This window comes from Liquorilactobacillus satsumensis, from assembly GCF_964065465.1.
Lineage (GTDB): Bacteria > Bacillota > Bacilli > Lactobacillales > Lactobacillaceae > Liquorilactobacillus > Liquorilactobacillus satsumensis.
This window is the reverse complement of sequence record NZ_OZ061606.1, coordinates 464,953-489,783: the sequence shown is the minus strand read 5'-3', so window position 1 is coordinate 489,783 and position 24,831 is coordinate 464,953. Positions and strand designations below refer to the sequence as shown.

Below are 24,831 nucleotides of genomic sequence, written 5' to 3'. Positions count from 1 at the left end.
ATGAGGAGATGGGTAGACAAAATGAAAATAGCTGTTGATGCAATGGGCGGGGATAATGCCCCGCAAACGGTGGTTGCAGGGGTTGAACGTGCCCGCGATGAATTCACCGATCTTGAATTTATCTTATTTGGTAAAGAAAATGAGATTAAGAAATATCTTAAAAATGAAGATCGGATTAAAATTGTTCATACTGACGAAGAAATTGTGATGAACGATGAGCCTGTCAGAGCAATTCGCAGAAAGAAAAATTCTTCGATGGTACTGGCAGCTAAAGCCGTCAAAGAACAGCAAGCGGATGCATTCTTTTCTTGTGGAAATACCGGGGCACTTTTAGCGGCCGGCTTGTTAATTGTCGGACGGATCAAAGGAATTACCCGTCCTGGCTTACTTTCCACCATGCCAGTGCTGGGCCAGACAGATGGGGCCTTTAACCTGCTTGATAGCGGAGCAAACGCTGAAAATAAACCGGAACATTTACATCAATATGCTATTTTAGGGAAATATTATGCCCAACGTGTTCGTGGAATTGAAAATCCACGAATTGGACTGTTAAATAATGGCACAGAGCCGCATAAGGGAAGTCAAGTAACACAAGCAGCTTATCACTTACTTTCAGCAGATGAGTCCTTGAATTTTGTGGGGAATGTTGAAGCAAATGCAATTTTGAAGGGCGTTGCAGATGTCGTCGTTGCAGATGGATTTACAGGAAATGCTGTCCTTAAGGCAATTGAGGGCGCAGCCGGAGCAATGGTTCATCTGCTCAAGGAGACAATTATGAAAAGTGGAGTTGTCGGTAAGCTAGGTGCATTGTTGCTTAAATCCAGTCTGAGCGGCCTAAAAGATAAAATGGATCAATCACGCTATGGTGGTGCAGTTTTATTAGGTGTGAAAGCGCCAGTTGTTAAAGCACATGGCGCAAGTGATAGTACAGCGGTGTATTATACTTTGCGCCAGATTCATAAGATGCTGAAAGAAGAAATGGTCCCAGAGCTGGTAAGTTATTTTGCACAGCAGGAAGAAAAAAAAGCAGCTCAAAAAACGGAGGAAAAAAATGACTGAAAAAGAAATTTTTACTAAGATTGCTCAGATTATTCATGAACGTTTTGAACTTGATTTAGCACAGATTACTCCAGCATTGAACTTTGCAAATGATCTTGATGCAGACTCAATTGATATTGTGGAATTTGTACTTGAGTTGGAGGATACATTTGGTTCTGAAATCCCAGACGAAGAAGCTGAGAGGCTCGCCACCGTAGGCGATGTAGTTAAATATATTGCAGCCCATCAGAAAAAAGCCTGACACTTAGATTCAGGGACAGGGGTTGTCAGAAAAACACATTAATTTGTATACTGCAAGAGGGTTAGGGGACTAGGCTAAATTCAAATTTTGGCACAGTCCTTTAACTTTACCTTGCAGGTTACAGCACCTCTTTACAAGTCGATGAGCTTCTTTAACATGGTGCAATTTTTGAGCAAAATCAGTAAAGCTATTCTAGCGCAGAAGTTGGTTGGACTTGCAGGGAAAAGGTATAATAAACCTATGACATGATAAAAGGAGAAGAACAACGTGATTATCGGTTTGACTGAGAAATTAAAAAATGATTTTGGAATTACATTCAAACATCCTGCACTGCTTGACGAGGCATTTACGCATGCTTCTTATGTGAACGAACATCCACGTAAGAAATTAAAATACTATGAAAGAATTGAATTTTTAGGCGATGCTGTGATGCAACTATGCGTTTCCGAGTATTTATACAAAAGATATCCATCGATGCCTGAAGGAAAGCTTTCACGATTGCGTGCAGCCATGGTCTGTGAAGACAGCTTTAGCAAATTTGCAAAGGAATGCAACTTTGATGAGTATATTCGGTTGGGAAAAGGTGAAGAGAAGGCAAATGCAAGACAGCGACCTTCTCTTTTGTGCGATATCTTTGAATCCTTCATTGGAGCATTGTATCAAGATCAGGGTAAAAAGGGTGTCGATCAATTCATTGGACAAGTTGTTTTTCCAAAGTTGGACATGGGTTGGTTCGATCATCTGTTGGATCACAAGACAGAATTACAAGAACTGCTGCAAAAAAGTGGAGAAGTCGCGATTAGTTATACAGAAGTTACAGATGAAGGTCCAGAGCATGACAAACAGTATACGATGACGGTCAGTGCCAATGGAACGGTACTTGGAACCGGGCAAGGACATTCTAAAAAAGCGGCAGAACAAAATGCAGCAAATGCAGCATTAAAGAAACTTAACGCAAAGTAAACGTGAATTTTAACGGAGCGTAAAAGGAGCAGTCTATTTAATGAAACTGAAGTCACTTGTCATTAATGGCTTTAAATCTTTTGCGGACAAAACGCAAATTGATTTTCAAACTGGAATGACGGCGATTGTTGGCCCTAACGGCAGCGGCAAAAGCAACGTAATTGAGGCAATTCGCTGGGTGCTAGGGGAGCAGTCTGCCAAAAGCTTGCGCAGCGGCAAGATGCCCGATGTGATTTTTGCTGGAGCAAGTGAACGCAAACCCTTAAATCGGGCTTCAGTTACGATCACCCTTACCAATACAGATCGTTATTTGCCACTGAACGAAGATGAAGTTGTAATCACACGACGAATCTATCGTGATGGCGACAGTGAGTTTTTGTTGAATGGCAAACAAGTGCGCTTAAAAGATATTACTGGGTTGATGCTTGACACCGGTCTTGGAAAAGAATCATTTTCGATTATTTCTCAAGGACGAGTTGAAGCAATTTTTAAGAGTAAGCCTGAGGAGCGCCGGGCAATTATTGAAGAAGTTGCAGGAGTGCTAAAGTATAAAAAAGAAAAACAAAAAGCACAACAAGAACTTGCCCAAACAACTGAACACCTGAATCGGGTTGCTGACATTGTCGGCGAGTTAGGGAACCAGCGTGAGCCTTTAAAAAAGCAAAGCAGTCTTGCAAAGGACTACTTGGCACAAAAAAAAGATTTTGACCATTACAACCTTGCACGATTGGTTTTAGAAATTGAACGCGATCGTGCTAAAAAAGAAGACCATGATGCTGAACTAAATAAGCTGCTGCAGTTGAGTGCTCAAAAACGTGCAGCTTTAGCACAAATTAAGCAGCAAACAGCAGATTTGCAGCAGCAACAGCATGAACTTAACGAGCAACTTGATGCATTGCAGGAACGGTCAGTGGAAGTGGCCGAACAGCATGAGCGTTTGAGTGGGCAGCGCGAATTATCCCAAAAAGAAAAGGATTTTCAGCAGCTGCGCCAACAAGAACTTGAAAAAAAACATCAGGAAGATTTGCAAAGAAGCAAGCATCTGGCAGTTCAAAAGCGGCAATTACTTGAGCAGTTAAAAACACTGGAAGCCACTCAGAACACACTACAGCACGAAATCAAAGCGTTAAAACATGTTCAAGGGCTCGATGAAGCTACTCTTGAGCAAGAGATTGAGGAACTGCGTAGTCAAATTATTACCAAGATGCAGGAGCAAACTACGTTGACTAATCAGCTTACTTACCTTGAAAAAGAAAGGCAGCGTGAGGCAGCTACGCAGAGTTCATTTGCCAAAAAGCGAGCTGAAATAGCACAGATCACACTTCAATTAGAGGACGAAGCACAAAAATTAAAAACTCAGTTGGATCGCGAAACCGCTAAAACTGCACAATTAGAGGCAGGAGTAATGGCCCTTAAAAAGCAATTAGCACAAAAACAGCAAAAGTTCGCAGCACAAAAAAAACGCTGGTATCAGGGCTTAGAAATTCTGCAACGGGCGCAGGCGCAACATGATAGTTTAAAAAGTGTTTCTGAAAACTATGCCGGCTATTTCCATGGAGTTAAGGAAATTTTACGCGTTCGGGGACAATTTAAAGGAATTATCGGTTCGGTCGCTGAACGTTTGAATGTTCCGGCACAGCTTGCAGTTGCAGTTGAGATGTCGCTTGGAAGTCAATTACAAAACGTAGTAGTTACAGATGAAGAAGCTGCTAAAAGAGCAATTGCTTATTTAACTCAAAAAAAGCTAGGCAGAGTTACATTCTTACCGCGGACTGCCGTGCGTCAGCGACGGCTCAGCAGTTATCAACAAAAGACGGTGGAGTCTTGCTCAGGCGTTTTAGGGGTGGGCAGCCAATTAATCACCAGCCAAACAGCTGATCTTCCGATTTTAAATTATTTGCTGGGAACAACGGTTTTTGTTGAAAACATCGAAATTGCAATTGAACTTGCTAAAAAGTTAGAACATAGCGTCCGTGTTGTTACCTTGGCAGGAGATGTGATCAATCCTGGCGGGTCAATCACAGGAGGGGAATTGCGCCAACGCAGCAGCGGCTTGCTAGAACAAAAGCAAAAGATTCAGCAATTGACAGCTAATATAAAAACCATGCAGGCCAAGATGAAGGAGCTAGAAATTGCAGGTAATGCTTTACAGGCTGAACTGGATGACGGGCAAAGACAGATCACTGCACAGGAAGAACAGTGTGCTCAAAAGCAGCAGTCGCAGCAAGCAACGAAGAATGAACTGGCAGTTGTAGAGAATAAATTGAAGTATCAACGGCAGCAAAATGAGTTGCGACAATTGGAATTCCAAAGTAGTCAACAAACCGGTTCGAATTTTGCAGCGCAAAAACAAAAAATCAAACATGCCCAAGTCAAGCTTAATACACAGGTTCAGCAGCTGCAGGACAGCTATCAGCAAAAAAAAGCTGAATTGACGAATCTTAATAAATCGCAGCAGCAAAACCAAAGCCATTTAAATGAAATTCGGCAAAAATTAGCGGTTGCGGCCGAACGGTTAGCTAGTCTGCGTGCCAAGCAAAAAGAACTTGATGAACAGGCTGAACAGTTGCGGCTCGAGGACAAAGAAACTCAAGCCGCATTGCAGCAATTTGTCCGCCAAGTAGAACTCGACTCACAACAAGGCAGCACATGGGCAACGCGCATCGCCAACCTGGAAGCGGAAAAAGAGCAACTTGCAGTGCAGATTAGTCAAGGAAAGAAAAAAAGAAGTGCGCTCCACGAGCAGTTGGTTGTAGTTCAAAAAGAAAATGTGCGGTTAACTGAATTGCAGGAAATCGCACTTAATCAGCAAAAAGAGCAAAGTGTGCTGCTGAATGGAATTAACACTGCGCTTGATCGCAATTTGCAGGAACTAAGTCAGGAATATTCACTTTCATTTGAAGCAGCCAGACTGCAAATTAAGGAAGAAAATATTGAACATGTATTGCACCAATTGAAACTACTTAAACTTGGGTTGAAAGAATTAGGGAATGTAAATCTGAATGCAATTGAAGAGTACGAACAGATTAATCAGCGCTACCAATTTTTAGAAACTCAGCAAACTGATTTGCTTGAAGCTAAGAAACAGTTGCAAAATAGTATGCAGGAAATGGATAATGAGGTCAGGGTACGTTTCAAGCAAACCTTTAAAGACGTCGCAGCTGCTTTTAGTAAGCTATTTCCACAGATTTTTGGTGGTGGGCAGGCCGCTTTGAAGTTGACTGCACCAGAAAATCTGCTAACTACTGGAATTGAGATTATGGCACAGCCGCCGGGAAAGAAACTCCAACAGTTGTCATTGCTATCAGGTGGCGAAAAGGCTTTGACAGCAATTACGTTGTTGTTTGCAATTTTGAAAGTCAAGCCGGTTCCTTTTGTAATTTTGGATGAGGCAGAAGCGGCACTGGATGATGCGAATGTCGAACGCTATGCACAATATTTACGTCATTTTCATGCACAGACACAATTCATCATTATTACACACCGCAAGGGTACAATGGAGCATGCAGATATACTTTATGGAATAACAATGCAAGAGTCTGGGGTTTCAAGAATGGTTTCGGTCTCTTTGGCAAATACCAGACAATAATGGATTGACGGGGAGGATAAAAAATGGGCTTTTTTGATAAGTTAAAACGCGCTTTTGGTGGTGAAACTACTGAACAGGCGAGTGAAGAAGAAAAAAAATATGATCGTGGACTAGAAAAATCACGAAAAACTTTTGGTGATAAACTAAATGCACTGTTTGCAAATTTTCGCAGTGTCGATGAAGAATTTTTTGATGAACTCGAGGAGACACTGATTGAGGCTGATGTTGGGTTTGAGACGGCTGTTCGTATCAGTGACGAACTCAAAGAAGAAGTTAAATTACGCAATGCCAAGGACAAGCAGGCAGTTTCACAGGCTATTATTGAAAAATTAGTTGCACTGTATGAGGCAGAAGGTAAACGTGAAGAAAATGCATTGCATTTTGCACCTGCTGGACCGACTGTTTTTCTGTTTGTGGGTGTAAATGGAGTTGGAAAGACAACAACGATTGGCAAGCTGGCCCATCGCTTCAAGAATGAAGGGAAAAAAGTTCTTTTGGCGGCCGCGGATACTTTTCGTGCGGGAGCGATTGAACAACTTGTTGAATGGGGCAAAAGGGTAGATGTTGCGGTCGTGCATAAAAAAGAAGGTAGTGATCCCGCTGCAGTGGTTTTTGATGCAGTGCAGCGTGCTAAAGAAGAAGATTATGATGTCTTGTTGGTTGATACAGCAGGGAGGCTCCAAAATAAAGTTAATCTGATGAACGAACTGGCTAAAATCGCACGTGTCATCACACGTGAACTACCAGATGCGCCTCAAGAAGTTTTGTTGGCTTTGGATGCAACTACGGGCCAAAATGCATTAACACAGGCTAAACAGTTCAAAGAGGTAACTAATGTGACCGGAATAGTTTTAACTAAGCTCGATGGTACAGCTCGCGGAGGGATTGTCTTGGCAATTAGGAATGAACTTCATTTACCTGTTAAGCTGGTCGGATTAGGTGAACAAATGGATGATTTACGCGATTTCGAACCTGAAGAGTTTGTGTACGGGCTTTTTAAGGGATTGGTCTAAAAATCAAAATGAGAGTGGTGAGCTGCAGATGGCAATTGAAAAAACAAATCGCATTAATGCACTATTTGAGTTTTATGAACCGCTCTTGACCAGCAAACAAAATGAATATATTGCACTTTATTACAGGGATGATTATTCTTTAGGCGAAATTGCGGAAAATTACCATGTTTCTCGGCAGGCAGTCTATGATAACATAAAGAGGACTGAAGTAATCCTTGAGGCATATGAAGAGAAATTGCATCTGCTACAGCAATTTCAGCAGCAAAGCGCACAAACTGATCAACTGTTAGCGTATGTTGAAGAAAATTACCCAGAAGATTCAGTTTTATTAAAATTGGTGAAGAAGCTAGAACAACTAGAAGAATGAAAGTTGGTGGCCAAAAGTGGCATTTGAAGGATTAACAGAGCGTCTGCAAAACGCAATCAGCAAACTAAGACGCAAGGGCAAGGTTAGTGAAGCGGATGTAAGAGAAGTTATGCGTGAAATTCGCCTTGCGTTACTGGAAGCTGATGTTAATTTCCAAGTTGTTAAGGATTTTGTTAAAACGGTCAGAGAGCGGGCAATTGGAGCAGAAGTCCTAGAGAGTCTGACACCGGCACAGCAGATTGTTAAGATTGTTAATGATGAATTGACCAAGGTAATGGGACAAGAAGCAGTGGAACTGGCCCAGGCGCCCAAGATTCCTACGATCGTAATGATGGTGGGACTGCAAGGAGCCGGGAAAACAACCACTCTTGGCAAATTGGCATTAAAACTTAAAAATGAACAAAAAGCGCGCCCATTGTTAATTGCAGGTGATATTTATCGTCCAGCTGCAATTGACCAGTTGAAAATTATTGGGAAAAATATTGATGTGCCGGTCTTTTCTTTAGGGACAGATATTTCTCCGGTTGAAATTGTCCGGCAAGGACTTGCATTTGCACAGGAAAAGAAAAATGATTATGTTTTGATTGATACAGCCGGACGTCTTCAGGTTGATGAAAAATTGATGAATGAGCTGGCTGAGATCAAGCAATTAGCACAACCTAATGAGATTTTACTGACAGTTGATGCAATGACCGGGCAAAATGCCGTCGATGTTGCTAAAGGTTTTAATGAGCAGCTTGATGTAACCGGAATTGTGCTAACTAAGCTGGATGGAGATACACGTGGCGGGGCTGCACTGTCAATTAGAGCGGTGACGGGTAAACCGATCAAGTTCATTGGGCAAGGCGAAAAGATGACGGATTTGGATGTCTTTTATCCTGACAGAATGGCGTCACGTATCTTAGGAATGGGCGACATGCTGACCCTGATTGAAAAAGCACAGCAGGATTTTGATCAGAAAAAAGCAGATGAAATGCAGGAAAAGATGAGGGAAAACACCTTTGATTTTAATGATTTCATTGATCAGATGACGCAGGTGCAGAAGATGGGCCCAATGGAAGATGTTATCAAAATGATTCCAGGAATGGCAAATAATCCTGCACTTAAGAATCTGAAAGTTGATCCTAAGGATATTGAACATTTGAAAGCAATCGTTTTTTCGATGACTGAAAAGGAGCGAACTGAACCAGATGTCCTAAATCCAAGTCGAAGAAGAAGAATTGCAGCTGGGTCAGGAAGACCTGTTCAAGAAGTCAATCGGATGATCAAGCAGTTTAATCAAATGAAAAAGATGATGAGCAAATTTTCAAAGGGCAACTTTTCAGGGATGGAAGGAATGCTGGGAAATGGAATTTCTGGAAAGTTGGCAAAAATGTCGATGAATTCAATGATGCGCAAAAATAAGAAACGCAAACTCAAACGCTTGCGCAATAAAAGAAAACGTAAATAAGGATGCAAAATCTTTTTTTTAGCTCTGTCAAGAAATAATCCTTTACAGCAGCTTGAATTACTGGTATATTATTTATCGTTAAGAAAGATATTAGGAGGTGTATTTATGTCAGTAAAGATTCGTTTGAAACGTATGGGTTCTAAGAAGCGTCCTTTCTACCGAATTGTTGTTGCAGACTCACGTTCACCACGTGATGGTCGTTTTATTGAAACAGTTGGTACGTACAACCCATTAGTAGAGCCTGAAAAGGTAACTCTCAAAGAAGAAAACATTTTGAATTGGTTGAATAATGGTGCACAGCCTTCAGATACAGTGCGCAATATTCTTTCAAAGAATGGTGTCATGAAGAAATTCCATGATGCAAAGTTTGCTAAGAAATAGGGAAATTTAAAATGACAGAAGCAGATGTGCGCCAATTGATCATTGCGATTATTAAACCACTTGTTGCTAAGCCCCAAATGATTTCACTTGAAGTTAGTCAGGGCAGTCATTTTTTAATTTTTAATCTCAGCGTAGCACCGCAGGACCTGGGACGGGTGATCGGCAGGAATGGCCGAATCGCAAACGCTTTGCGGACGCTCATCCATAATACCCGTCTGAATGGCAAGCAGCGCGTTCGTTTGATTATTAAAAATACCTAATTGAGGACCTCTTGATGAAGCAGCAATGTTTCATTTAGAGGTTTTCTTTATATTAAGAAAGGAAAGGTGCTCAGATGGATTACTACGAAGTTGGGCAGATCATTAATACTCACGGTATTCGTGGCGAAGTTAAAGCAGCTACGATTACTGATTTCGCAGCTGAACGTTTCCAAAAGGGGAAAAAGCTTTACCTTCAAACTACAAGTGCGCAGCCACTCATGGTTGAACTGCAGAATGTCCGGCAGCAAAAACAATTTTATCTGCTTAGTTTTGTTGGTTATGATGACATTAATCAGGTTGAGAAATTCAAAGGATGCAAATTACTGGTTACCGAGCAGCAGCAACAGCGCTTAAGCGATGACAATTTTTACTATCACCAAATTGTGGGTTTACAGGTTCAAGATCGGCAAAAGGGGAGCTTGGGGACAGTTAAAGAAATTCTCAGCCTCGGAGCAAATGATGTTTGGGTTGTGGCACGTCCCCCAAAGAAGGACCTGCTTTTACCAGCTATTAAAGATGTGATCAAAAAAGTCGATTTGGAAAACGGTGTGGTTGAAATAGAGCTTTTAGATGGGTTGGATGAGTGATGAAAATCGATATCTTAAGTCTTTTTCCAGAGATGTTTGCAGGGCCTTTACACCAATCAATCGTGGGTAAAGCGCTTGAGAAAGAATTGCTGCAAGTTGATATTACAAATTATCGAGATTTTACTGAAAGTCGGCAGCACCATGTCGATGATTATCCTTACGGCGGAGGAGCAGGAATGCTGTTGCAGGCGCAGCCGATTTTTGCTGCACTTGATCAAGTGCAGCAAAACAGCGGTGATCTTGGCCGTGTAATTTTGCTTGATCCTGCCGGAAGACAATTTAATCAAGCTGTGGCGACAGAGCTAGCAAAAGAACAGCATTTAACTTTTATTTGCGGACATTATGAAGGTTATGATGAGCGGATTAGAACGCAAGTAACAGATGAGATTTCTCTGGGAGATTACGTCTTAACTGGAGGAGAACTCGGAGCAATGGTAATTATTGATGCAACAGTTAGATTGTTACCAGGTGTTTTGGGCAACACTGCCTCGGCAGGTGATGATTCTTTTTCAACCGGTTTGCTGGAGTATCCGCAATACACACGTCCAGCCGTTTACCGTGGGTTAAAGGTGCCAGATGTCCTCTTGAGCGGTAATCACCAAAAAATAGCACAGTGGCGTGCTTATGAGTCGCTAAAGAGAACTTATCAACGGCGTCCGGACCTGTTAGCTGGGTTGAAGTTGACAGCGCAGCAGCAAGCGTGGCTGCGAATCATTAAACAGCAAAGTGGAATTTAAAAGTGCAGTTACTAGGCACTAAATTCTGCAGATTGAGTTAACTGCTGAATTTTTGAGTTGTCCAAGTTTAACTTGAAATTCTGATTTTGATGTGGTAACATTCTTATTGGCTTATGCCAAATTAACGATATTCCGCTGTGAATGGACATGAATGTCGGCGAAAGGAAGAAACATAATGAATCCATTGATTAAAAAGATCACGGAAGGTCAATTAAGAGACGACATTCCTGATTTTCGTCCAGGGGACACTGTTCGTGTTCATGCCCGCATTGTTGAAGGGACACGCGAACGTATCCAGATTTTTGAAGGTGTAGTTATCAAACGTCGTGGTGAAGGGATCAGCGAAACTTATACTGTGCGTAAAATTAGTAGCGGTATTGGGGTTGAACGTACTTTCCCAGTGCATACACCACGTGTTGAAAAGATTGATGTAATTCGTCACGGCCGTGTTCGTCGTGCTAAACTCTATTACTTGCGTGCTTTGCATGGTAAGGCAGCTCGTATTCCTGAAAAGCGTCGTAAGTAAGAGGATTATAAGTATACTTAACTTGGGTATGCTAAAAAAGGTTGTGTTAAGTTGGAATTAGTTCCAGCTTAGCGCAACCTTTTTTGATGCTTGAAAAATGAATTTTAAAGATGGTAATATGCTTTCATTTGTGAAAAAACTTCCTCATTCAGATGAGCAGGAATTGCAAAAATGCTGATAAACTCTCCTGCATTCGCATCTTCTCGCTCTTTTTGTTCGCAGTAAAAAGGAAGCAATAGCTTAATGGCTCCGCTGTTAGCGTTGGCTTCAATCAAAGCGCGCTGAGCATAGGAACATTCATAAAGAACCTCGTCGCCGATATTCTTGAACAGCAAATGTGCAATTTCATGCGCAAGCTGAAAGATGAGCTCATTACGCCGGTGCCAATTCAGGTTCATGATAATGCAGCGCTGTTTTAATGCAATTATTGCAGGTGTTTCAGCAGCCAATTCTTTTGTCCAAATAACTTTGATTCCTAAAGCTGCAGCAGTTTTCAACAGTGAGTTGAGCACCAGCGATTCCATGCCTAATGATCCTCCGAGGTGTCACTTTGAGTATTTCGAAGCATTTTTCTAATCAGTTCAAGTTCGTTGTCTGGAATAACTTTACCTTCAAAACTTAAAATTCCTTGTTGAGTTTCAGCTAAATCAATTTTATTAGTGTTAATTTTTTCGTTAGCGGAACGTCCCATCAGATAGTCTAATGAAACATCGAAATAATCAGCAACTTTTTTAACACGTTCAACAGAAGGCGTTCTTTTTGTCCACTGATAGATCGTATTTTTGCCGAACCCAAGCTGTTCTTCAAGTTCGTAGACTGAGATATGATGTTCTTTTGCAAGGTTCTTGATTCGATCTACTGTACACATAAGGAGTCTCCTATCAGGAAAATATAACTAAAAAGTTAGAAAGTCATTGAAAACTAATCAATAAGTTAGTATAATTACCACAGACGATAAATTAATTAATATTTAATGGAACTGCAATGTGTGACCTCACACTGCGCTTCCTTGTTGATTTTATAATACTGTCACTGGGTCGTCAAACAAATTAGCTAATTTTAGCCTGATTAGGAGTGGATTGAAATGACATATGAACTGTCAGATGCAATTTTACTGTGTCTGAAAAGAAATAAACGAATGGGTATTAGGCCAAGTTCTCAGTCTGATATTGCCAATCACTTTGGACTCTCTAAACCCTATGTCAATCAACTGATCAATGGAAGAGTGGCTGATTCTGAAAATACAAGGAATTGGTTGAACAAAATTCGTAATTATGTTGGCGTCAATGATTAAGGCGACTATCCAGCAGTAGAAAAGAAGTGCTAAGGTTAGGCAGGTTTTGCAGCACGTTAATTCAGACATTACAAAATAAAACAAAAAGAGTGTGACATAAGTCGGGAAAATTTGAGTGCTAACTCGAAATTACGAACATCGTGAGTACTTTGCTATGAGTAATTCGAAGTTAGACGCAGAATTTTGACTTATGGAACACGTTTATCCGGAATAAAAGAGGGGCTGTGACAAAAGTTAACTTTTGTCACAGCCCCTTATTGCTAATCATGGACATTGTTTTTGTAAATTTAAGTCTAAGCACGCTTGCGGTTATCCTAAGCGCGGTCCTGGAAGGTAATTAATACCCCATAACGGAAATAACAGCAGTCATAACCATTGTTCCGATCGTGGCAATGATCATCACCCACACAACAGCCATTGTAATTTTTTGAAAACGCGACTTCTTTTTCTTGGCCAAAACACGCTCACCCTTCATTTGTCTTTTGAAGTTTACTATACCGTTTGGTACCCTGGTGTGTCAAATGCTAGTAAAATTCTTTCGAAAGTTATAAAATTCTGAAACAAATTGAATTTGAACTTGCAAACATTTATAATGAAAAAGATGGAAAACTTACCGGAAGAGGTGCCGATTATGTGTGGTTTTGTAGGGTGTTTAAGTGATGTCGCAAAAGATACCGGAAAAGAATACAATGAAATGATACACTCAATGAATAAAATGGTTGTCCATCGCGGACCGGATGATGCAGGTTATTTTGAGGATCAAAATATTACAATGGGATTCAGAAGACTCAGCATTATCGATCTTGAAGGGGGACATCAACCTCTTTCTTATGATAATGAACGTTACTGGATGACTTTTAATGGAGAAATTTATAACTATATTGAATTACGTGAAGAGTTAAAAAAAGAAGGCTATGGATTTAAGACCGACTCTGATTCTGAAGTGATTCTTGCAATGTATGCAAAACATCGCGAGGATTGTGTTAAGTTCTTTCGGGGAATGTTTGCCTTCGTAATTTGGGATAAGCAGGAACAGGTTTTGTTTGCGGCCCGTGATCATTTTGGAATCAAACCTTTCTATTATGCTATGGTAGATCATGATTTTTATTACGGTTCTGAGAGCAAGGCGATTTTCAAAGTATTGCAACATAAGACTTTTGATCAAGATGCACTCCAAGACTATATGACTTATCAGTATGTACCTGAACCTGAGTCGCTGGTTAAAGAAATTCGGATGCTTGAACCTGGACACTATTTAACCAAAAAATTAGGACAGCAACCAGAGATTAAGCGGTATTATTATGCTCAATTTAAGCCGGTTATTCGTCCCGAAAATGAGTATATTAAGAAAGTACGCGCTATTTTATTCGATTCAGTTGAAAAGCATATGCGAGCAGATGTTCCAGTAGGTTCCTTTCTTTCTGGTGGGATTGATTCTTCAATCATCGTAGCAATTGCCAAACAGTTCAATCAGCAAATTGAAACTGTTTCTGTTGGCTTTCAACGCGAAGGTTATAGTGAACTGGATGTTGCCCAAGAAACAGCTGAAAAATTAGGGGTTAAGAACTACAGTTCAATTATTACCCCTGAGGAATTTATGCAAGCTTTCCCACATTTTGTGTGGAATATGGATGACCCCTTAGCTGATCCGGCTGCAGTGCCGCAGTATTTTGTTGCTAAAGAGGCGCGTAAGCACGTGAAGGTGGCTTTGACTGGAGAAGGCGCTGATGAGCTTTTCGGTGGTTATACGATTTACAATGAGCCTAATTCATTACGGCCTTTTAATTATACGAAACCGCTCAATGGAGTTTTGCATAAAATTGCAGAAATGATTCCAGAAGGTGTTAAAGGAAGAAGCTTTCTGCTGCGCGGCACAACCCCACTTGAAAAGCGTTATGTTGGGAATGCCTTTATTTTCAATGAAGCTGAAAAACATCAATTCATCAAGAATTATGATAATGCTCATCCATTACAGTCAATTACGCACCCTTTTTATCAGGATGCGCTTGACTATGATCCAATTAGCCGGATGCAATTTATTGATGTGCATACATGGTTGAATGGCGATTTACTGCACAATGCAGATCGGACTACACTTGCACACAGTTTAGAGTTGCGGACTCCGTTTTTGGATAAAGAAGTGTTTGCAGTTGCAAGTGAAATTCCTGCTAATCTGCGAATTGCGCATGGCACAACTAAGTATGTTTTACGTAAAGCAGCTGAAGGAGTTGTGCCTGAACATGTGCTAAATCGTAAAAAATTAGGTTTCCCAGTCCCGATTCGCTTCTGGTTGCGTGACGAAATGTATGATTGGGCGCGCAATATTATCGAGTCATCACAGACTGAACAATTTTTTGACAAAAATTACTTCTTGCAGCTTTTGGAAGATCATCGGCTGCAAAAAAGAGATAACTCACGTAAATTATGGACAATTTTAACGTTTATGATGTGGCATAAAATTTACATTGAAGCGCCAACGCTGATGGATTCAGCTGAGGCAGCTCGGTTAGACAGTTAATAATAGGGAATGAGGGATTGTCAGTGGAAATAATGGTTCAAAAGTTTGGCGGAACTTCCGTCCAAGATGATGCGGCACGGCATAAGGCACTCGAACATGTGCGCTATGCAGTATCCAAAGGATATAAAGTTGTGGTGGTGGTCTCAGCGATTGGGCGCAAAGGTGCACCATATGCCACTGATTCCTTATTGAACTTAGTTAAAGGCGAGCAGACTAAGCTTTCTCATCGCGAACTTGATATGCTTGTTTCTGTGGGAGAAATTATCTCAACAGCTGTCTTTACAGAGCTTTTAAAAGAAAATGGATTGGCTGCGACTGCGATGACTGGTGCAGATGCTGGTTTTCGAACTGATAATGAGTATCAAAATGCTAAAGTACTTGATGTTAAAACTGAAGGAATTATCAAAGCCTTTTCGCAAAAAGATGTAGTCGTTGTCGCCGGTTTTCAGGGATTATCACGTGAAGGTCATCTGGCGACGCTAGGACGTGGTGGAAGTGATACTTCAGCTGCCTTGTTAGGCGCTGCGTTATCTGCTAAAAGGGTCGATATTTTTACAGATGTTTCGGGGATGATGACAGGAGATCCGCGAATAGTTAAAAAAGCGCGCTTTTTAAAAAATGTCAGTTATGAGGAAGTTGCTAACATGGCACATGAAGGCGCAAAGGTTGTTCATCCACGTGCCGTAGAGATTGCACAGCAAGCACATGTGCCTTTAAGAATCAGATCAACATGGGATAGCGTTTCTGAAATGGGAACACTGATCTCAGATCGTGACTTGTCAATTCAGGATTACCGGAGTGTCACTGGAATTGCTCATCAAGTCGGTTTAACTCAATTCAGTGTCTCGACTGCTGCCTATCCTGCTGATAAGATTTTCAACTTGTTAGCAGCTAATCATTTAAGTGTTGATTTTATTAATATTCTTCCCGAAAAGGTTGTCTTTAATTTAAATCATGTACAAACTTTAGTTGCACAAGAGCTGTTGGCTAAAGCAAAAATCACAGCTGAAGTCATCAATGACTGTGCTAAGGTTTCAATTGTCGGTGCAGGTATTATGGGCACTCCAGGAATTACCGCCAAAATTGTGGCAACTTTAGTGAAAAATAAAATTGAAATTCTGCAGACAACAGATAGTTATACGACAATTTGGGTTTTAGTTAAACAAAGTGATCTGAATGTTGCAGTAAATGCGCTTCATGATACTTTCTTGTTGAATGTCTAAGGATGATTGAGATGTTTCAGTGGTATTGGCAATTAGTTTATTTATGCTTACTCTGGTTAATTTTTAAATTTTGGAAAAAAATGAAGTTGCGTCCTCGAATTTTTTCTGGGCGGATTAAACCCTTTGATGTTTTGGCGTTCTTTGTACTTTTAGGGATTCATCAACTTTCAAGCGCACGGTTTCAGATTTCATTGCTGCCTTTTATTTTTCTGGGAATGGCAGTTTTAGGAATTGCAATGAGTCTCGGATATGCACTTGTAGAAAGACAACTTGTTTATCGGACGTTTATACTGCGTTATTGGCGTTTTTTTGACATTGTCATTTATGGGGCTTATGGGGTGCTTTTGATTTTACAATTTCTTTAAAAGGCTACTTTGTAGTTGGGTGTCTGGTCTTGGAATTTCTTGAAAAGAATAGTAATAATTTAATGAAATAGGAGAGTGTGACATAAGTCGGTAAAATTTGAGTGCTAACTCGAAATTGCGAACATCGTGGGTACTTTGCTATGAGTAATTCGAAGTTAGACGGAGAATTTTGACTTATGGAACACGTTTATCCAGCAATAAAAAAGAGACTGTGACAAAATTTAACTTTTGTCACAGCCTCTTTTTTTGTGTGCTTGAATTTTCAATAACTTGAAAGCGCATTATGCAATTTTTGAACGTTGTGCTGGCTTCAATTTATTTCAAAGTGGTTAAAAGTGGTAAATTTGTGGTTTAAAGTGGGGGAATGTGGTAATATCAGTTTAAGGTAGTGTCAAAGGAGGTGTCTTTTGATGTTTATGGGAGAGTTTCGTCATACGATCGACGAAAAGGGTCGCCTAATCATTCCCGCCAAGTTCCGTGAGGACCTTGGTGAAAAATTTGTGATCACACGGGGAATGGATGGCTGTTTATTTGGTTATCCTCAAAACGAGTGGGACAAATTGGAACAAAAGCTGCAAAAACTCCCATTAACTAAAAAAGACGCACGTGCCTTTGTGAGGTTCTTTTATTCCGCCGCAACCGAGTGTGAATTCGATAAGCAAGGGCGAATCAGTGTTCCTAAGCCCTTACGCGAGCATGCTGCACTCGATAAAAAATGTGTGGTGGTCGGGGTTTCAAATCGTTTTGAAATTTGGGCTCAAACACGCTGGGATGACTTTTCAACTGAAGCAGAGGGCAACTTTGATGAAATTGCCGAAAATATGATTGATTTCGGGCTTTAGGTCTAGAGGGGGTTACTTTGGAAGAATTTAAACATACAACTGTTCTATTACATGAAGCAATTGCAGGTTTGAATGTTAAGGCGACAGGAATTTATGTTGACTGCACACTTGGTGCTGGAGGACATACTAGTTTATTGCTGCAGGGGTTATCGACCGGGCATCTTTATTCCTTTGACCAAGATCAAACAGCGATTACATATAATTTAGAGCGGTTTAAAGACAGCACTGCTGCAAAAAAAGTAACCTTTATCAAAGCCAATTTTCGTGAGCTTCAGCTGAAATTACAAGAAAACGGAGTGAATCAGGTTGATGGGATCGTCTATGATTTGGGAGTTTCTTCTCCTCAATTTGACGATGCCGAACGCGGATTTAGTTATCGTTACGATGCGCCGCTTGATATGCGGATGGACCAAAGCCAGCAACTGACAGCGCGGGTAATTGTGAATGAGTGGCCTTACGCAGACCTTGTGCGGATTTTCTTTCGGTATGGCGAAGAAAAATACGCTAAATCAATTGCACGTTTGATTGAAAAAAGACGTCTTACCCAAGAGATTGTGACAACCGGCGAACTGGTTACGCTGATTAAAGAAGCAATTCCGGCACGTGCTCGCCGAACTGGAGGGCATCCTGCCAAACGAGTTTTTCAGGCAATCAGAATAGCTGTTAACGATGAATTAGGGGCACTAGAAGCATCGCTGGAACAAGCACTTGAGTTGCTGCAGGTAGGTGGACGGATTAGTGTCATCACCTTTCAGTCACTTGAAGATCGGTTGGTTAAAAGTCTTTTTAGGGAAAAAAGTTCGCTTCCTGAACTTCCGCCTGGGTTACCGGTAATTCCAACAGAGTATCAACCGAAGTATCGACTCGTGACGCATAAGCCGATCGTCCCTTCTGAAAGGGAATTGCTTGAAAATCATCGGGCACATTCTGCCAAACTAAGGATTATCGAGCGAATTAAAGAATAATTTAATAATTTAGATCGAAGGATGTGATAGAATGGCACAGAACACCGCAAGACAAATTAAAGTTCAACCACAAATTGAACATGAACCTAGAACATTACATACAAAAGAAGTTAAAACTTATTCTAAGAGAGTTCCGTTGTCACGTTTGGAAGTTTTTGGGGTTGTAATTGCAGGTCTGATGGTCATGGTGTTGATGATTACTGTGATCTCTGCTAAAATCACACTTTCAAAGGCACAGTATAATTTACAGCAGGTTAATCAGGGCATTGTCAGTCTGCAAAATAAAAACGTTGATACGAAGCAGGAGATCAGTGAACTATCAAGCCGGAGTAGGTTGACACAGATTGCTCAGAACCTGGGCCTGAAGATGAATAATCAGAATATAAGGAATGTTTCAAAATGAGCAAGCAGAGTAAGCGGCAGATAGATAGACGAATACAGCAAAAAAACAGAAAATTGTATGGACGTGGAATTTTCTTTATCGTTGCGCTGCTATTCGCACTATTTATCGGTCGCTTTTTTTATATTGCAGTCTTTAAAACTGCAAATGGTGTTGATCTTCCTAAAAGGGTTGCTCAGCTTTATGCAAGCAAGACTGAGGTTAAAGCTCAACGAGGCACAATCTATGATGCAAATAACCAACCAATTGCAGAAGATACCTCGACGTATTCGATTTATATCGTCTTGTCTAAATCAGCAGTTGCTTTTGGGAAACGACAGTATTTGGCTGAAAGTGAAAAGACAAAAGCGGCTAAAATCTTAAGTCAAAATCTAACGATCAGTTATGATCAGGTACTTAAAATTTTGAATCCCAGCGACAAGGAAACTTATCAAGTTGAGCTGGGAACGGCTGGAAAGAATATTTCACTTGAAACTAAAAAGAAAATTGAAGCGGCTAATTTACCGGGAATTAATTTTAAAGAGTCGCAGGCACGTCTTTATCCTAATGGAATTTTTGCTTCACATCTGATCGGGCTTGCTGAAAATGAGTCGAATAAGATGGTGGGAGTCATGGGGCTTGAAAAAATCTTTAATAAGCAGCTAGCTGGAGTCAACGGAGTCCGCAGTTTTGAAAAGGATGTTCGTGGAACCCCAATTCCGGGATCGAAAGTCAAAACTCGCAAAGCCAAGGATGGAGATAATGTTTACACGACCTTGGATTCACGGTTGCAGACTTATCTAGAAACTTTAATGACTCAAGCCCAGGAAAAATATCATCCGCAATCCATGAGTGCTGTGTTAATGGATCCAAAAACAGGAGAGATTAAAGCGGCAACACAACGGCCAACCTTTAATGCGCAAACCAAGGATGGATTGAATCAAATGTGGCGCAATATCTTGGTGGAAGATGGTTTTGAACCTGGTTCTACCATGAAAGTCTTAACGATGTCGGCGGCAATTGATAGTGGGATATATAATCAAAACAGCACTTTCAAGTCAGGAACTTATAAAATCGATGGTAAAACGGTGGATGATTGGAACACTAATGGTTGGGGCAACATTACTTACCGTGATGCTTTTATTCGTTCTTCGAATGTCGGGATGGCGCATTTGGAACAACAAATGGGAGCAAAACGCTGGTTGAACTATATTCACCGCTTTGGCCTGTTACGTTCGACTTCCTCAGGTTTATTGAATGAAACTAAAGGAAGTATTGAATATAAATATCCGATTGAGCAGGCGAATACTGCTTACGGACAAGGCATCAATGTTTCAGTTTTACAAATGATGCAGGCTTTTTCGGCAGTTGCTAATGATGGTAAAATGGTTAAGCCGCGGATCGTCAGCAAAGTGGTCAATCCAAATACAGGCAAAACGGTTTATCAAACAAAAACAAAGGTTGTTGGACAGCCAATCAAGAAATCAACTTCAAAAAAAGTGTTGAGTATGATGCAAGATGTTGTCTATAATCAAAATGGAACTGGATCTGCATTTAAGATTGATGGGTATCGGATTGCTGCTAAAACTGGGACGGGACAAATTGGCAATAGCTCGGGCACCGGTTATTTGACGGGTGAGACCAACTATACTTTTTCGGTAGTTGGAGTTGCACCTGCAGATAATCCGCAATATATCTTGTACTTAGTAATGAAACAACCAAAAACATTTGCAAATGGAACTTCTGGAGAGATGCTGGCGTCTGTGTTCAATCCTTTGCTGAAAAGGGCACTTGATGAAAAGCAGGAATCCAGTACAACTTCAAGCACGCAAGTTACAATTCAAAATGAAGTCGGTCAAACAGCCGCAACGGTTCGCCAGCAGTTGAGTAATAGTGGACTATTAGTTGTAGAGGTAGGGAACGGCAAAAAGGTTTTGGCGCAGTCTGAAAATGCAGGAAGTGTGAAGCTTTCAGGTGAGCGAATCATTTTGTTGACTGGTGGTGAAAAAGTTATGCCGGATCTTTCAGGCTGGTCACGCAGCGATGTTGCCAAGTTAGGGAAACTTCTTGGAATCGAATTTGATTTTTCAGGTTCCGGATACGTCAGTTCACAAAGTGTGGCAGCTAATAAATCTTTGACAGGTGTTAGCAAAGTTTCAGTTCAATTAAAGTAGAATGATGTGGTGAATTATGCAAGCAAGTAAATTAATTAATAGTTTGAAATTTAAGCAAGTGGTTCCAGGAAGCTATGAAGATTTCAGAGTTTCTTTGCTCACACAAGATACCCGGGAAATTATTGATAACAGCGTTTTTATTGCAATTAAGGGTGCAGTTGTGGATGGACACACATTAGTTAAAACGGCACTAAAAAAAGGTGCAAAAATGATTATTGCACAAGAGCAAGTCGAGACTGGGAGTATTCCAGTTGTATATGTGCAAGATACTAAACGCGCGATGGCTGTTTTAAGCAGTTATTTTTATGCTGGTTCTAGTCAAGCCTTGCGAGTGGTAGGAGTAACTGGAACGAATGGAAAAACAACAGTTACTCATATAGTTGAAGCAATTTTCCGCGCTCACGGAGAAAAAACTGGCTTGATTGGCACAATGTATCGTAAGATTGGGGATGAAATCCTAAAAACTAAAAATACTACTCCTGACATTATTACGCTGCAGCGTACCTTGAATAAGATGGTTGAACGTGGTGTTTCAACTGTTTCAATGGAAGTTTCATCAATTGCGCTTATTCAAGGCAGAGTTTGGGGAATTGATTTTGATGTAGCGGTCTTTACGAACTTAACGCGCGATCATCTTGACTATCATAAGACAATGGCAAATTATGCGCATGCCAAGAGTCTGCTGTTCTCACAATTAGGCAATTCCTATGCGCATAATAGTGATGGTAAAATTGCTGTTTTGAATATTGATGATCCGATCGGTAGACAGTTGGAGCACGATACCGCGGCCCAAATCTTAACCTATGGAATCAAACAAGCGGCGATGATCAGAGCCACTAATATTGAAATTCATAGTCAGGGAACAGATTTTGACTTGCAGCTTTTTGAACAAAAGTGGCATCTTAGAGTAAAAATGGTGGGTCTGTTCAATGTGTACAATATTTTGGCTGCTTTTGCAGCGGCCTATGCTTCTGGTTTGGAGCCAAGCGCGATTATCCAAACATTGGAGGCCTTTCCAGGTGTTAAAGGCAGACTGCAGTTAATTTCGTCTCCCACCAAAGTGGCTGCAATTGTTGATTATTCACATACACCGGATGGTTTGCTGAATGCACTTGAAACTATTAACGATTTTGTTAAGGGCAAAGTTTTTTGCGTAGTCGGTTGTGGCGGTGACCGTGATCACGGCAAACGGCCTAAAATGGCTCAAATTGCTTGCAACTACAGTGACTATCCAATCTTTACTTCTGACAATCCGCGTTCAGAAGAACCGCAGGCAATTATCAATGACATGCTGCAGGGAGTTCCACAAGGACGCACGGTTGCAACTTTTGTTAACCGTAAAGAAGCAATTCAAGCGGCGATCAACCAAGCGTGTCCGGGCGATATTGTATTAATTGCCGGAAAGGGACATGAAGATTATCAGATCATCGGAGCTCATAAATATCATTTTGATGATGTTGAAGAAGCACAGGCAGCACTTAAAATAAAGGAGCAGGAAAGTTAAATGTCAATTCTTAAGATGGCAATCGCCACGCTAATCAGTTTTGTGGCGACAGTCAGTTTTTTACCATTATTTATAAATTACGCACATAAGAAAAAGCAGGGACAAATGATTCGCGAAGTTGGTCCTAAGTGGCACGAAAAAAAAGCTGGGACTCCAACAATGGGCGGATTGGTTTTTAATGGGGCAATTCTTTTGACAGCACTGATTTTGCCACTTTTTTGGCATCAGCTGACTTCACAATTGCTGGTTTTGGATTTCATTTTGCTGCTTTATGGCGCACTGGGATTTTGGGACGATTCAATTAAATTGTGGAAGAAACAAAATGAAGGAATGAAAGCTTGGCAGAAATTGCTGGGACAGATTATCGGGGCATTGATTTTCATGGTTGTTTACACACATGAAAAATTACCAGCGTCATTAAGTTTCATGGGTTTTGAAGTTCATCTCGGGTTGCTCTTTACTTTATTTGTAATTGTGTGGCTGGTAGGCTTTTCAAATGCGGTTAATCTGACCGATGGAATTGACGGGTTAGTTGCGGGACAAGCAATGATTGCTTTTGGAGTTTATGCAGTGATCGCACATGCACAGCACAAGGTTGATATTTTGCTGTTTTGTTTAGCTGTCATTGGTGCACTTGCAGGTTTTTTAATTTTTAATCATAAGCCAGCCAAAATTTTTATGGGTGACATGGGTTCACTGTCGCTGGGTGGTGCATTGGCAGCCGTTTCAATTTTATTACACCAAGAATTATCTTTGCTGCTGGTTGGAATTATTTTTGTAATTGAAACTGCAAGTGTTATGCTGCAGGTTGCATCTTTCAAGCTGACTGGTAAGCGAATCTTCAAAATGAGTCCCATCCATCATCACTTTGAACTTAGCGGTTGGAGCGAATGGCGCATCGATTTGACCTTTTGGTTAATTGGTTTAATTGCAGGAATTCTGACACTCTGGAACGTTCTTTAGAGTAAAAAATACTATAATTTTGTGTTTGTGCAAATTGTGAAAAGGAAGTCTATGCAGATGAAAAAAATAACAGCGTATGAAAATAAAAAAGTGCTGGTAATTGGATTAGGCAAAAGCGGTGTGAATGCAGCTAAACTTTTGTGCGAATTGGGAGCTGACGTAACTGTCAATGATCTCAAAGCGCCCAAAGATCCTAAAGTGGCAGCTGGACTGCGCCAGCAAGGGATTCGGCTGGTGACGGGCGGACACCCACTTTCCTTACTTGAAGGTACTGAACTGGTTGTTAAAAATCCGGGGATTCCATATAGCAATGTGCTTGTTGCAGCTGCTGTTAAGCAACATTTGCCGATCATCACCGAACCAGAACTTGCCTTTGAAATTCTTGATGCACCTTTGATTGGGATTACAGGGACAAATGGAAAAACGACGACAACAACAATGATCGCATTGATGCTAAATCAAGGAGCAACTAAGGGGCAGGCATTATTGGCGGGAAATATTGGAATTCCAGCAAGTCAAGTTGCACAAAAAGCCACGGCTGCAGATGTAATGGTCACAGAGCTTTCAAGTTTTCAACTTCTAGGAATTACAAAGTTAAAACCTCATATTGCAGTTTTGACAAATATTTACGAGGCGCACACAGATTATCATGGTTCACGTGAAAACTATGTTAAAGCAAAGATGCGCATCACGATGAACCAAGATCAAGCTGATTTCTTTGTAGTTAATTGGGATGCTGCTGAATGGCGTCAACTTAGTCAGTTGTCACATGCCCAAGTTGTTCCCTTTTCAAGACAGGATAAAACCGAAGCAGGTGCCTATCTGAAGGACGGCTGGCTCTGTTTTAAAGGCGAGAAAATTATGCTGGCAAGTGCGATCAAAGTTCCTGGAGACCACAATGTGGAGAATGCCTTGGCTGCCTTAGCAGTTGCAAAATTGATGGGTAAAAGTAATGAACAGATTGCAGAGGTTTTACAAACTTTTTCCGGCGTACGCCATCGGACACAGTATGTTACCACAATTAACGGTAGGAAGTTCTATAATGACTCGAAGGCTACCAATATGGAAGCCACAGAAAAGGCATTAGCTGGTTTTACGGCACCAGTTGTCTTAATGGCAGGCGGCTTGGATCGTGGCTTTACTTTTGAGCGCCTTGAACCGTATTTTAAGAATTTACGCGGTTTAATTGTCTTTGGTGAGACGGCAGATCTTGTAGCAGCAGCGGGCAAAAAAGCTGGTGTTAAAAAGATTGTACATACTAAAGATGTTGTTTCGGCAGTTCCTTTAGCCTATGAAATGAGCCAGGCTGGTGATGTAGTATTGCTTTCGCCGGCCTGTGCGAGCTGGGATCAGTATCCAACTTTTGAAGTTCGTGGTGACCTGTTTATTACGGCTGTTACCAAGCTGCAAAAGCAAGTGGAGGTGAAATAG

The 24,831-nt window shown here is 41.0% G+C and carries 26 protein-coding genes; 23 read left to right on the top strand and 3 right to left on the bottom strand.

Translation table 11 applies throughout. The features are described 5' to 3' along the window. Positions 1 to 21 precede the first annotated feature (21 nt). From plsX to rplS, 12 genes are all read left to right on the top strand, one after another. A complete protein-coding gene (gene plsX, locus AB3Y88_RS02285; protein ID WP_056959964.1) occupies positions 22 to 1,059 on the top strand; it encodes a phosphate acyltransferase PlsX in 1,038 nt (345 codons plus the stop codon). After that, entirely contained in the window at positions 1,052 to 1,300 is a 249-nt protein-coding gene (acpP, locus tag AB3Y88_RS02280) for an acyl carrier protein (protein WP_054757321.1), read from the top strand. Before plsX ends, acpP begins: the two co-directional genes overlap by 8 nt. 267 nt (positions 1,301 to 1,567) lie before the next feature. Beyond that, positions 1,568 to 2,263, top strand: a complete 696-nt coding sequence (gene rnc / locus AB3Y88_RS02275) for a ribonuclease III (RefSeq protein ID WP_054757322.1) — start codon at positions 1,568 to 1,570, stop codon at positions 2,261 to 2,263. A gap of 40 nt (positions 2,264 to 2,303) precedes the next feature. Further along, on the top strand, positions 2,304 to 5,852 hold the full coding sequence (smc, locus tag AB3Y88_RS02270; protein WP_228887775.1) for a chromosome segregation protein SMC: 3,549 nt from the start codon (positions 2,304 to 2,306) through the stop codon (positions 5,850 to 5,852). A 23-nt stretch (positions 5,853 to 5,875) separates the two neighbouring features. Continuing rightward, the gene (gene ftsY / locus AB3Y88_RS02265) at positions 5,876 to 6,865 is read left to right on the top strand and encodes a signal recognition particle-docking protein FtsY (RefSeq protein ID WP_056959969.1); all 990 of its coding nucleotides are present in this window, start codon (positions 5,876 to 5,878) and stop codon (positions 6,863 to 6,865) included. Between the two features lie 28 nt (positions 6,866 to 6,893). Next, on the top strand, positions 6,894 to 7,232 hold the full coding sequence (locus tag AB3Y88_RS02260; protein WP_054757333.1) for a putative DNA-binding protein: 339 nt from the start codon (positions 6,894 to 6,896) through the stop codon (positions 7,230 to 7,232). A gap of 16 nt (positions 7,233 to 7,248) precedes the next feature. Then, positions 7,249 to 8,682: a signal recognition particle protein gene (gene ffh, locus AB3Y88_RS02255; protein WP_054757323.1), complete on the top strand. Its 1,434-nt coding sequence runs from the start codon at positions 7,249 to 7,251 to the stop codon at positions 8,680 to 8,682. Between the two features lie 105 nt (positions 8,683 to 8,787). Continuing rightward, the gene (gene rpsP, locus AB3Y88_RS02250; RefSeq protein ID WP_054757324.1) at positions 8,788 to 9,063 is read left to right on the top strand and encodes a 30S ribosomal protein S16; all 276 of its coding nucleotides are present in this window, start codon (positions 8,788 to 8,790) and stop codon (positions 9,061 to 9,063) included. An 11-nt stretch (positions 9,064 to 9,074) separates the two neighbouring features. Further along, complete coding sequence (locus tag AB3Y88_RS02245; RefSeq protein WP_056959972.1) at positions 9,075 to 9,323, top strand: KH domain-containing protein; 249 nt, start codon at positions 9,075 to 9,077, stop codon at positions 9,321 to 9,323. A 74-nt stretch (positions 9,324 to 9,397) separates the two neighbouring features. Then, the gene (gene rimM / locus AB3Y88_RS02240) at positions 9,398 to 9,910 is read left to right on the top strand and encodes a ribosome maturation factor RimM (RefSeq protein ID WP_056959973.1); all 513 of its coding nucleotides are present in this window, start codon (positions 9,398 to 9,400) and stop codon (positions 9,908 to 9,910) included. Beyond that, complete coding sequence (trmD, locus tag AB3Y88_RS02235; RefSeq protein ID WP_056959975.1) at positions 9,910 to 10,647, top strand: tRNA (guanosine(37)-N1)-methyltransferase TrmD; 738 nt, start codon at positions 9,910 to 9,912, stop codon at positions 10,645 to 10,647. Before rimM ends, trmD begins: the two co-directional genes overlap by 1 nt. A gap of 175 nt (positions 10,648 to 10,822) precedes the next feature. Beyond that, entirely contained in the window at positions 10,823 to 11,173 is a 351-nt protein-coding gene (rplS, locus tag AB3Y88_RS02230) for a 50S ribosomal protein L19 (protein ID WP_056959977.1), read from the top strand. A gap of 104 nt (positions 11,174 to 11,277) precedes the next feature. Here the strand turns inward: rplS and AB3Y88_RS02225 are convergent, their stop codons facing one another. Both AB3Y88_RS02225 and AB3Y88_RS02220 read right to left on the bottom strand, forming a co-directional pair. Continuing rightward, the gene (locus AB3Y88_RS02225) at positions 11,278 to 11,697 is read right to left on the bottom strand and encodes an ImmA/IrrE family metallo-endopeptidase (protein WP_054757330.1); all 420 of its coding nucleotides are present in this window, start codon (positions 11,695 to 11,697) and stop codon (positions 11,278 to 11,280) included. A gap of 2 nt (positions 11,698 to 11,699) precedes the next feature. Next, entirely contained in the window at positions 11,700 to 12,041 is a 342-nt protein-coding gene (locus tag AB3Y88_RS02220) for a helix-turn-helix domain-containing protein (RefSeq protein WP_054757331.1), read from the bottom strand. Positions 12,042 to 12,257: 216 nt separating this feature from the next. Between AB3Y88_RS02220 and AB3Y88_RS02215 the strand changes: the two genes are divergently transcribed. Further along, entirely contained in the window at positions 12,258 to 12,467 is a 210-nt protein-coding gene (locus AB3Y88_RS02215) for a hypothetical protein (RefSeq protein WP_054757332.1), read from the top strand. A 337-nt stretch (positions 12,468 to 12,804) separates the two neighbouring features. Here AB3Y88_RS02215 and AB3Y88_RS02210 read toward each other — a convergent pair whose 3' ends face one another. Further along, a complete protein-coding gene (locus AB3Y88_RS02210) occupies positions 12,805 to 12,924 on the bottom strand; it encodes a DUF4044 domain-containing protein (RefSeq protein ID WP_082610401.1) in 120 nt (39 codons plus the stop codon). Positions 12,925 to 13,098: 174 nt separating this feature from the next. Here AB3Y88_RS02210 and asnB point away from each other — a divergent pair, with 174 nt between their 5' ends. From asnB to murD, 10 genes are all read left to right on the top strand, one after another. Next, positions 13,099 to 14,985, top strand: a complete 1,887-nt coding sequence (gene asnB, locus AB3Y88_RS02205; protein WP_056959979.1) for an asparagine synthase (glutamine-hydrolyzing) — start codon at positions 13,099 to 13,101, stop codon at positions 14,983 to 14,985. Positions 14,986 to 15,008: 23 nt separating this feature from the next. Beyond that, positions 15,009 to 16,208: an aspartate kinase gene (gene dapG, locus AB3Y88_RS02200; protein WP_054757536.1), complete on the top strand. Its 1,200-nt coding sequence runs from the start codon at positions 15,009 to 15,011 to the stop codon at positions 16,206 to 16,208. An 11-nt stretch (positions 16,209 to 16,219) separates the two neighbouring features. Beyond that, positions 16,220 to 16,573 carry a DUF3397 family protein gene (locus tag AB3Y88_RS02195; protein WP_056959981.1) on the top strand — a complete coding sequence of 118 codons (354 nt, stop codon included), beginning with the start codon at positions 16,220 to 16,222 and terminating at the stop codon, positions 16,571 to 16,573. A 410-nt stretch (positions 16,574 to 16,983) separates the two neighbouring features. Further along, a complete protein-coding gene (gene mraZ, locus AB3Y88_RS02190; protein WP_056959983.1) occupies positions 16,984 to 17,415 on the top strand; it encodes a division/cell wall cluster transcriptional repressor MraZ in 432 nt (143 codons plus the stop codon). A 17-nt stretch (positions 17,416 to 17,432) separates the two neighbouring features. Then, entirely contained in the window at positions 17,433 to 18,380 is a 948-nt protein-coding gene (gene rsmH / locus AB3Y88_RS02185; RefSeq protein ID WP_056959984.1) for a 16S rRNA (cytosine(1402)-N(4))-methyltransferase RsmH, read from the top strand. A gap of 31 nt (positions 18,381 to 18,411) precedes the next feature. Then, positions 18,412 to 18,783 carry a cell division protein FtsL gene (gene ftsL / locus AB3Y88_RS02180; RefSeq protein ID WP_056959986.1) on the top strand — a complete coding sequence of 124 codons (372 nt, stop codon included), beginning with the start codon at positions 18,412 to 18,414 and terminating at the stop codon, positions 18,781 to 18,783. Continuing rightward, positions 18,780 to 20,933, top strand: a complete 2,154-nt coding sequence (locus AB3Y88_RS02175) for a penicillin-binding protein (RefSeq protein ID WP_056959988.1) — start codon at positions 18,780 to 18,782, stop codon at positions 20,931 to 20,933. Before ftsL ends, AB3Y88_RS02175 begins: the two co-directional genes overlap by 4 nt. 16 nt (positions 20,934 to 20,949) lie before the next feature. Further along, positions 20,950 to 22,437, top strand: coding sequence for a UDP-N-acetylmuramoyl-L-alanyl-D-glutamate--2,6-diaminopimelate ligase (locus AB3Y88_RS02170; protein WP_056959990.1), 1,488 nt, complete (start codon positions 20,950 to 20,952; stop codon positions 22,435 to 22,437). Beyond that, positions 22,438 to 23,400: a phospho-N-acetylmuramoyl-pentapeptide-transferase gene (mraY, locus tag AB3Y88_RS02165; RefSeq protein WP_056959992.1), complete on the top strand. Its 963-nt coding sequence runs from the start codon at positions 22,438 to 22,440 to the stop codon at positions 23,398 to 23,400. A gap of 57 nt (positions 23,401 to 23,457) precedes the next feature. Beyond that, complete coding sequence (murD, locus tag AB3Y88_RS02160) at positions 23,458 to 24,831, top strand: UDP-N-acetylmuramoyl-L-alanine--D-glutamate ligase (protein WP_228887774.1); 1,374 nt, start codon at positions 23,458 to 23,460, stop codon at positions 24,829 to 24,831.

Coding starts and splice junctions, on each gene's coding strand:
- plsX (WP_056959964.1), top strand. CDS start 22: ATGAAAATAGCTGTTGATGCAATGGGCGGGGATAATGCCCCGCAAACG.
- acpP (WP_054757321.1), top strand. CDS start 1,052: ATGACTGAAAAAGAAATTTTTACTAAGATTGCTCAGATTATTCATGAA.
- smc (WP_228887775.1), top strand. CDS start 2,304: ATGAAACTGAAGTCACTTGTCATTAATGGCTTTAAATCTTTTGCGGAC.
- ftsY (WP_056959969.1), top strand. CDS start 5,876: ATGGGCTTTTTTGATAAGTTAAAACGCGCTTTTGGTGGTGAAACTACT.
- AB3Y88_RS02260 (WP_054757333.1), top strand. CDS start 6,894: ATGGCAATTGAAAAAACAAATCGCATTAATGCACTATTTGAGTTTTAT.
- rpsP (WP_054757324.1), top strand. CDS start 8,788: ATGTCAGTAAAGATTCGTTTGAAACGTATGGGTTCTAAGAAGCGTCCT.
- AB3Y88_RS02245 (WP_056959972.1), top strand. CDS start 9,075: ATGACAGAAGCAGATGTGCGCCAATTGATCATTGCGATTATTAAACCA.
- rimM (WP_056959973.1), top strand. CDS start 9,398: ATGGATTACTACGAAGTTGGGCAGATCATTAATACTCACGGTATTCGT.
- trmD (WP_056959975.1), top strand. CDS start 9,910: ATGAAAATCGATATCTTAAGTCTTTTTCCAGAGATGTTTGCAGGGCCT.
- rplS (WP_056959977.1), top strand. CDS start 10,823: ATGAATCCATTGATTAAAAAGATCACGGAAGGTCAATTAAGAGACGAC.
- AB3Y88_RS02225 (WP_054757330.1), bottom strand. CDS start 11,697: ATGGAATCGCTGGTGCTCAACTCACTGTTGAAAACTGCTGCAGCTTTA.
- AB3Y88_RS02220 (WP_054757331.1), bottom strand. CDS start 12,041: ATGTGTACAGTAGATCGAATCAAGAACCTTGCAAAAGAACATCATATC.
- AB3Y88_RS02215 (WP_054757332.1), top strand. CDS start 12,258: ATGACATATGAACTGTCAGATGCAATTTTACTGTGTCTGAAAAGAAAT.
- asnB (WP_056959979.1), top strand. CDS start 13,099: ATGTGTGGTTTTGTAGGGTGTTTAAGTGATGTCGCAAAAGATACCGGA.
- AB3Y88_RS02195 (WP_056959981.1), top strand. CDS start 16,220: ATGTTTCAGTGGTATTGGCAATTAGTTTATTTATGCTTACTCTGGTTA.
- mraZ (WP_056959983.1), top strand. CDS start 16,984: ATGTTTATGGGAGAGTTTCGTCATACGATCGACGAAAAGGGTCGCCTA.
- ftsL (WP_056959986.1), top strand. CDS start 18,412: ATGGCACAGAACACCGCAAGACAAATTAAAGTTCAACCACAAATTGAA.
- AB3Y88_RS02175 (WP_056959988.1), top strand. CDS start 18,780: ATGAGCAAGCAGAGTAAGCGGCAGATAGATAGACGAATACAGCAAAAA.
- AB3Y88_RS02170 (WP_056959990.1), top strand. CDS start 20,950: ATGCAAGCAAGTAAATTAATTAATAGTTTGAAATTTAAGCAAGTGGTT.
- mraY (WP_056959992.1), top strand. CDS start 22,438: ATGTCAATTCTTAAGATGGCAATCGCCACGCTAATCAGTTTTGTGGCG.
- murD (WP_228887774.1), top strand. CDS start 23,458: ATGAAAAAAATAACAGCGTATGAAAATAAAAAAGTGCTGGTAATTGGA.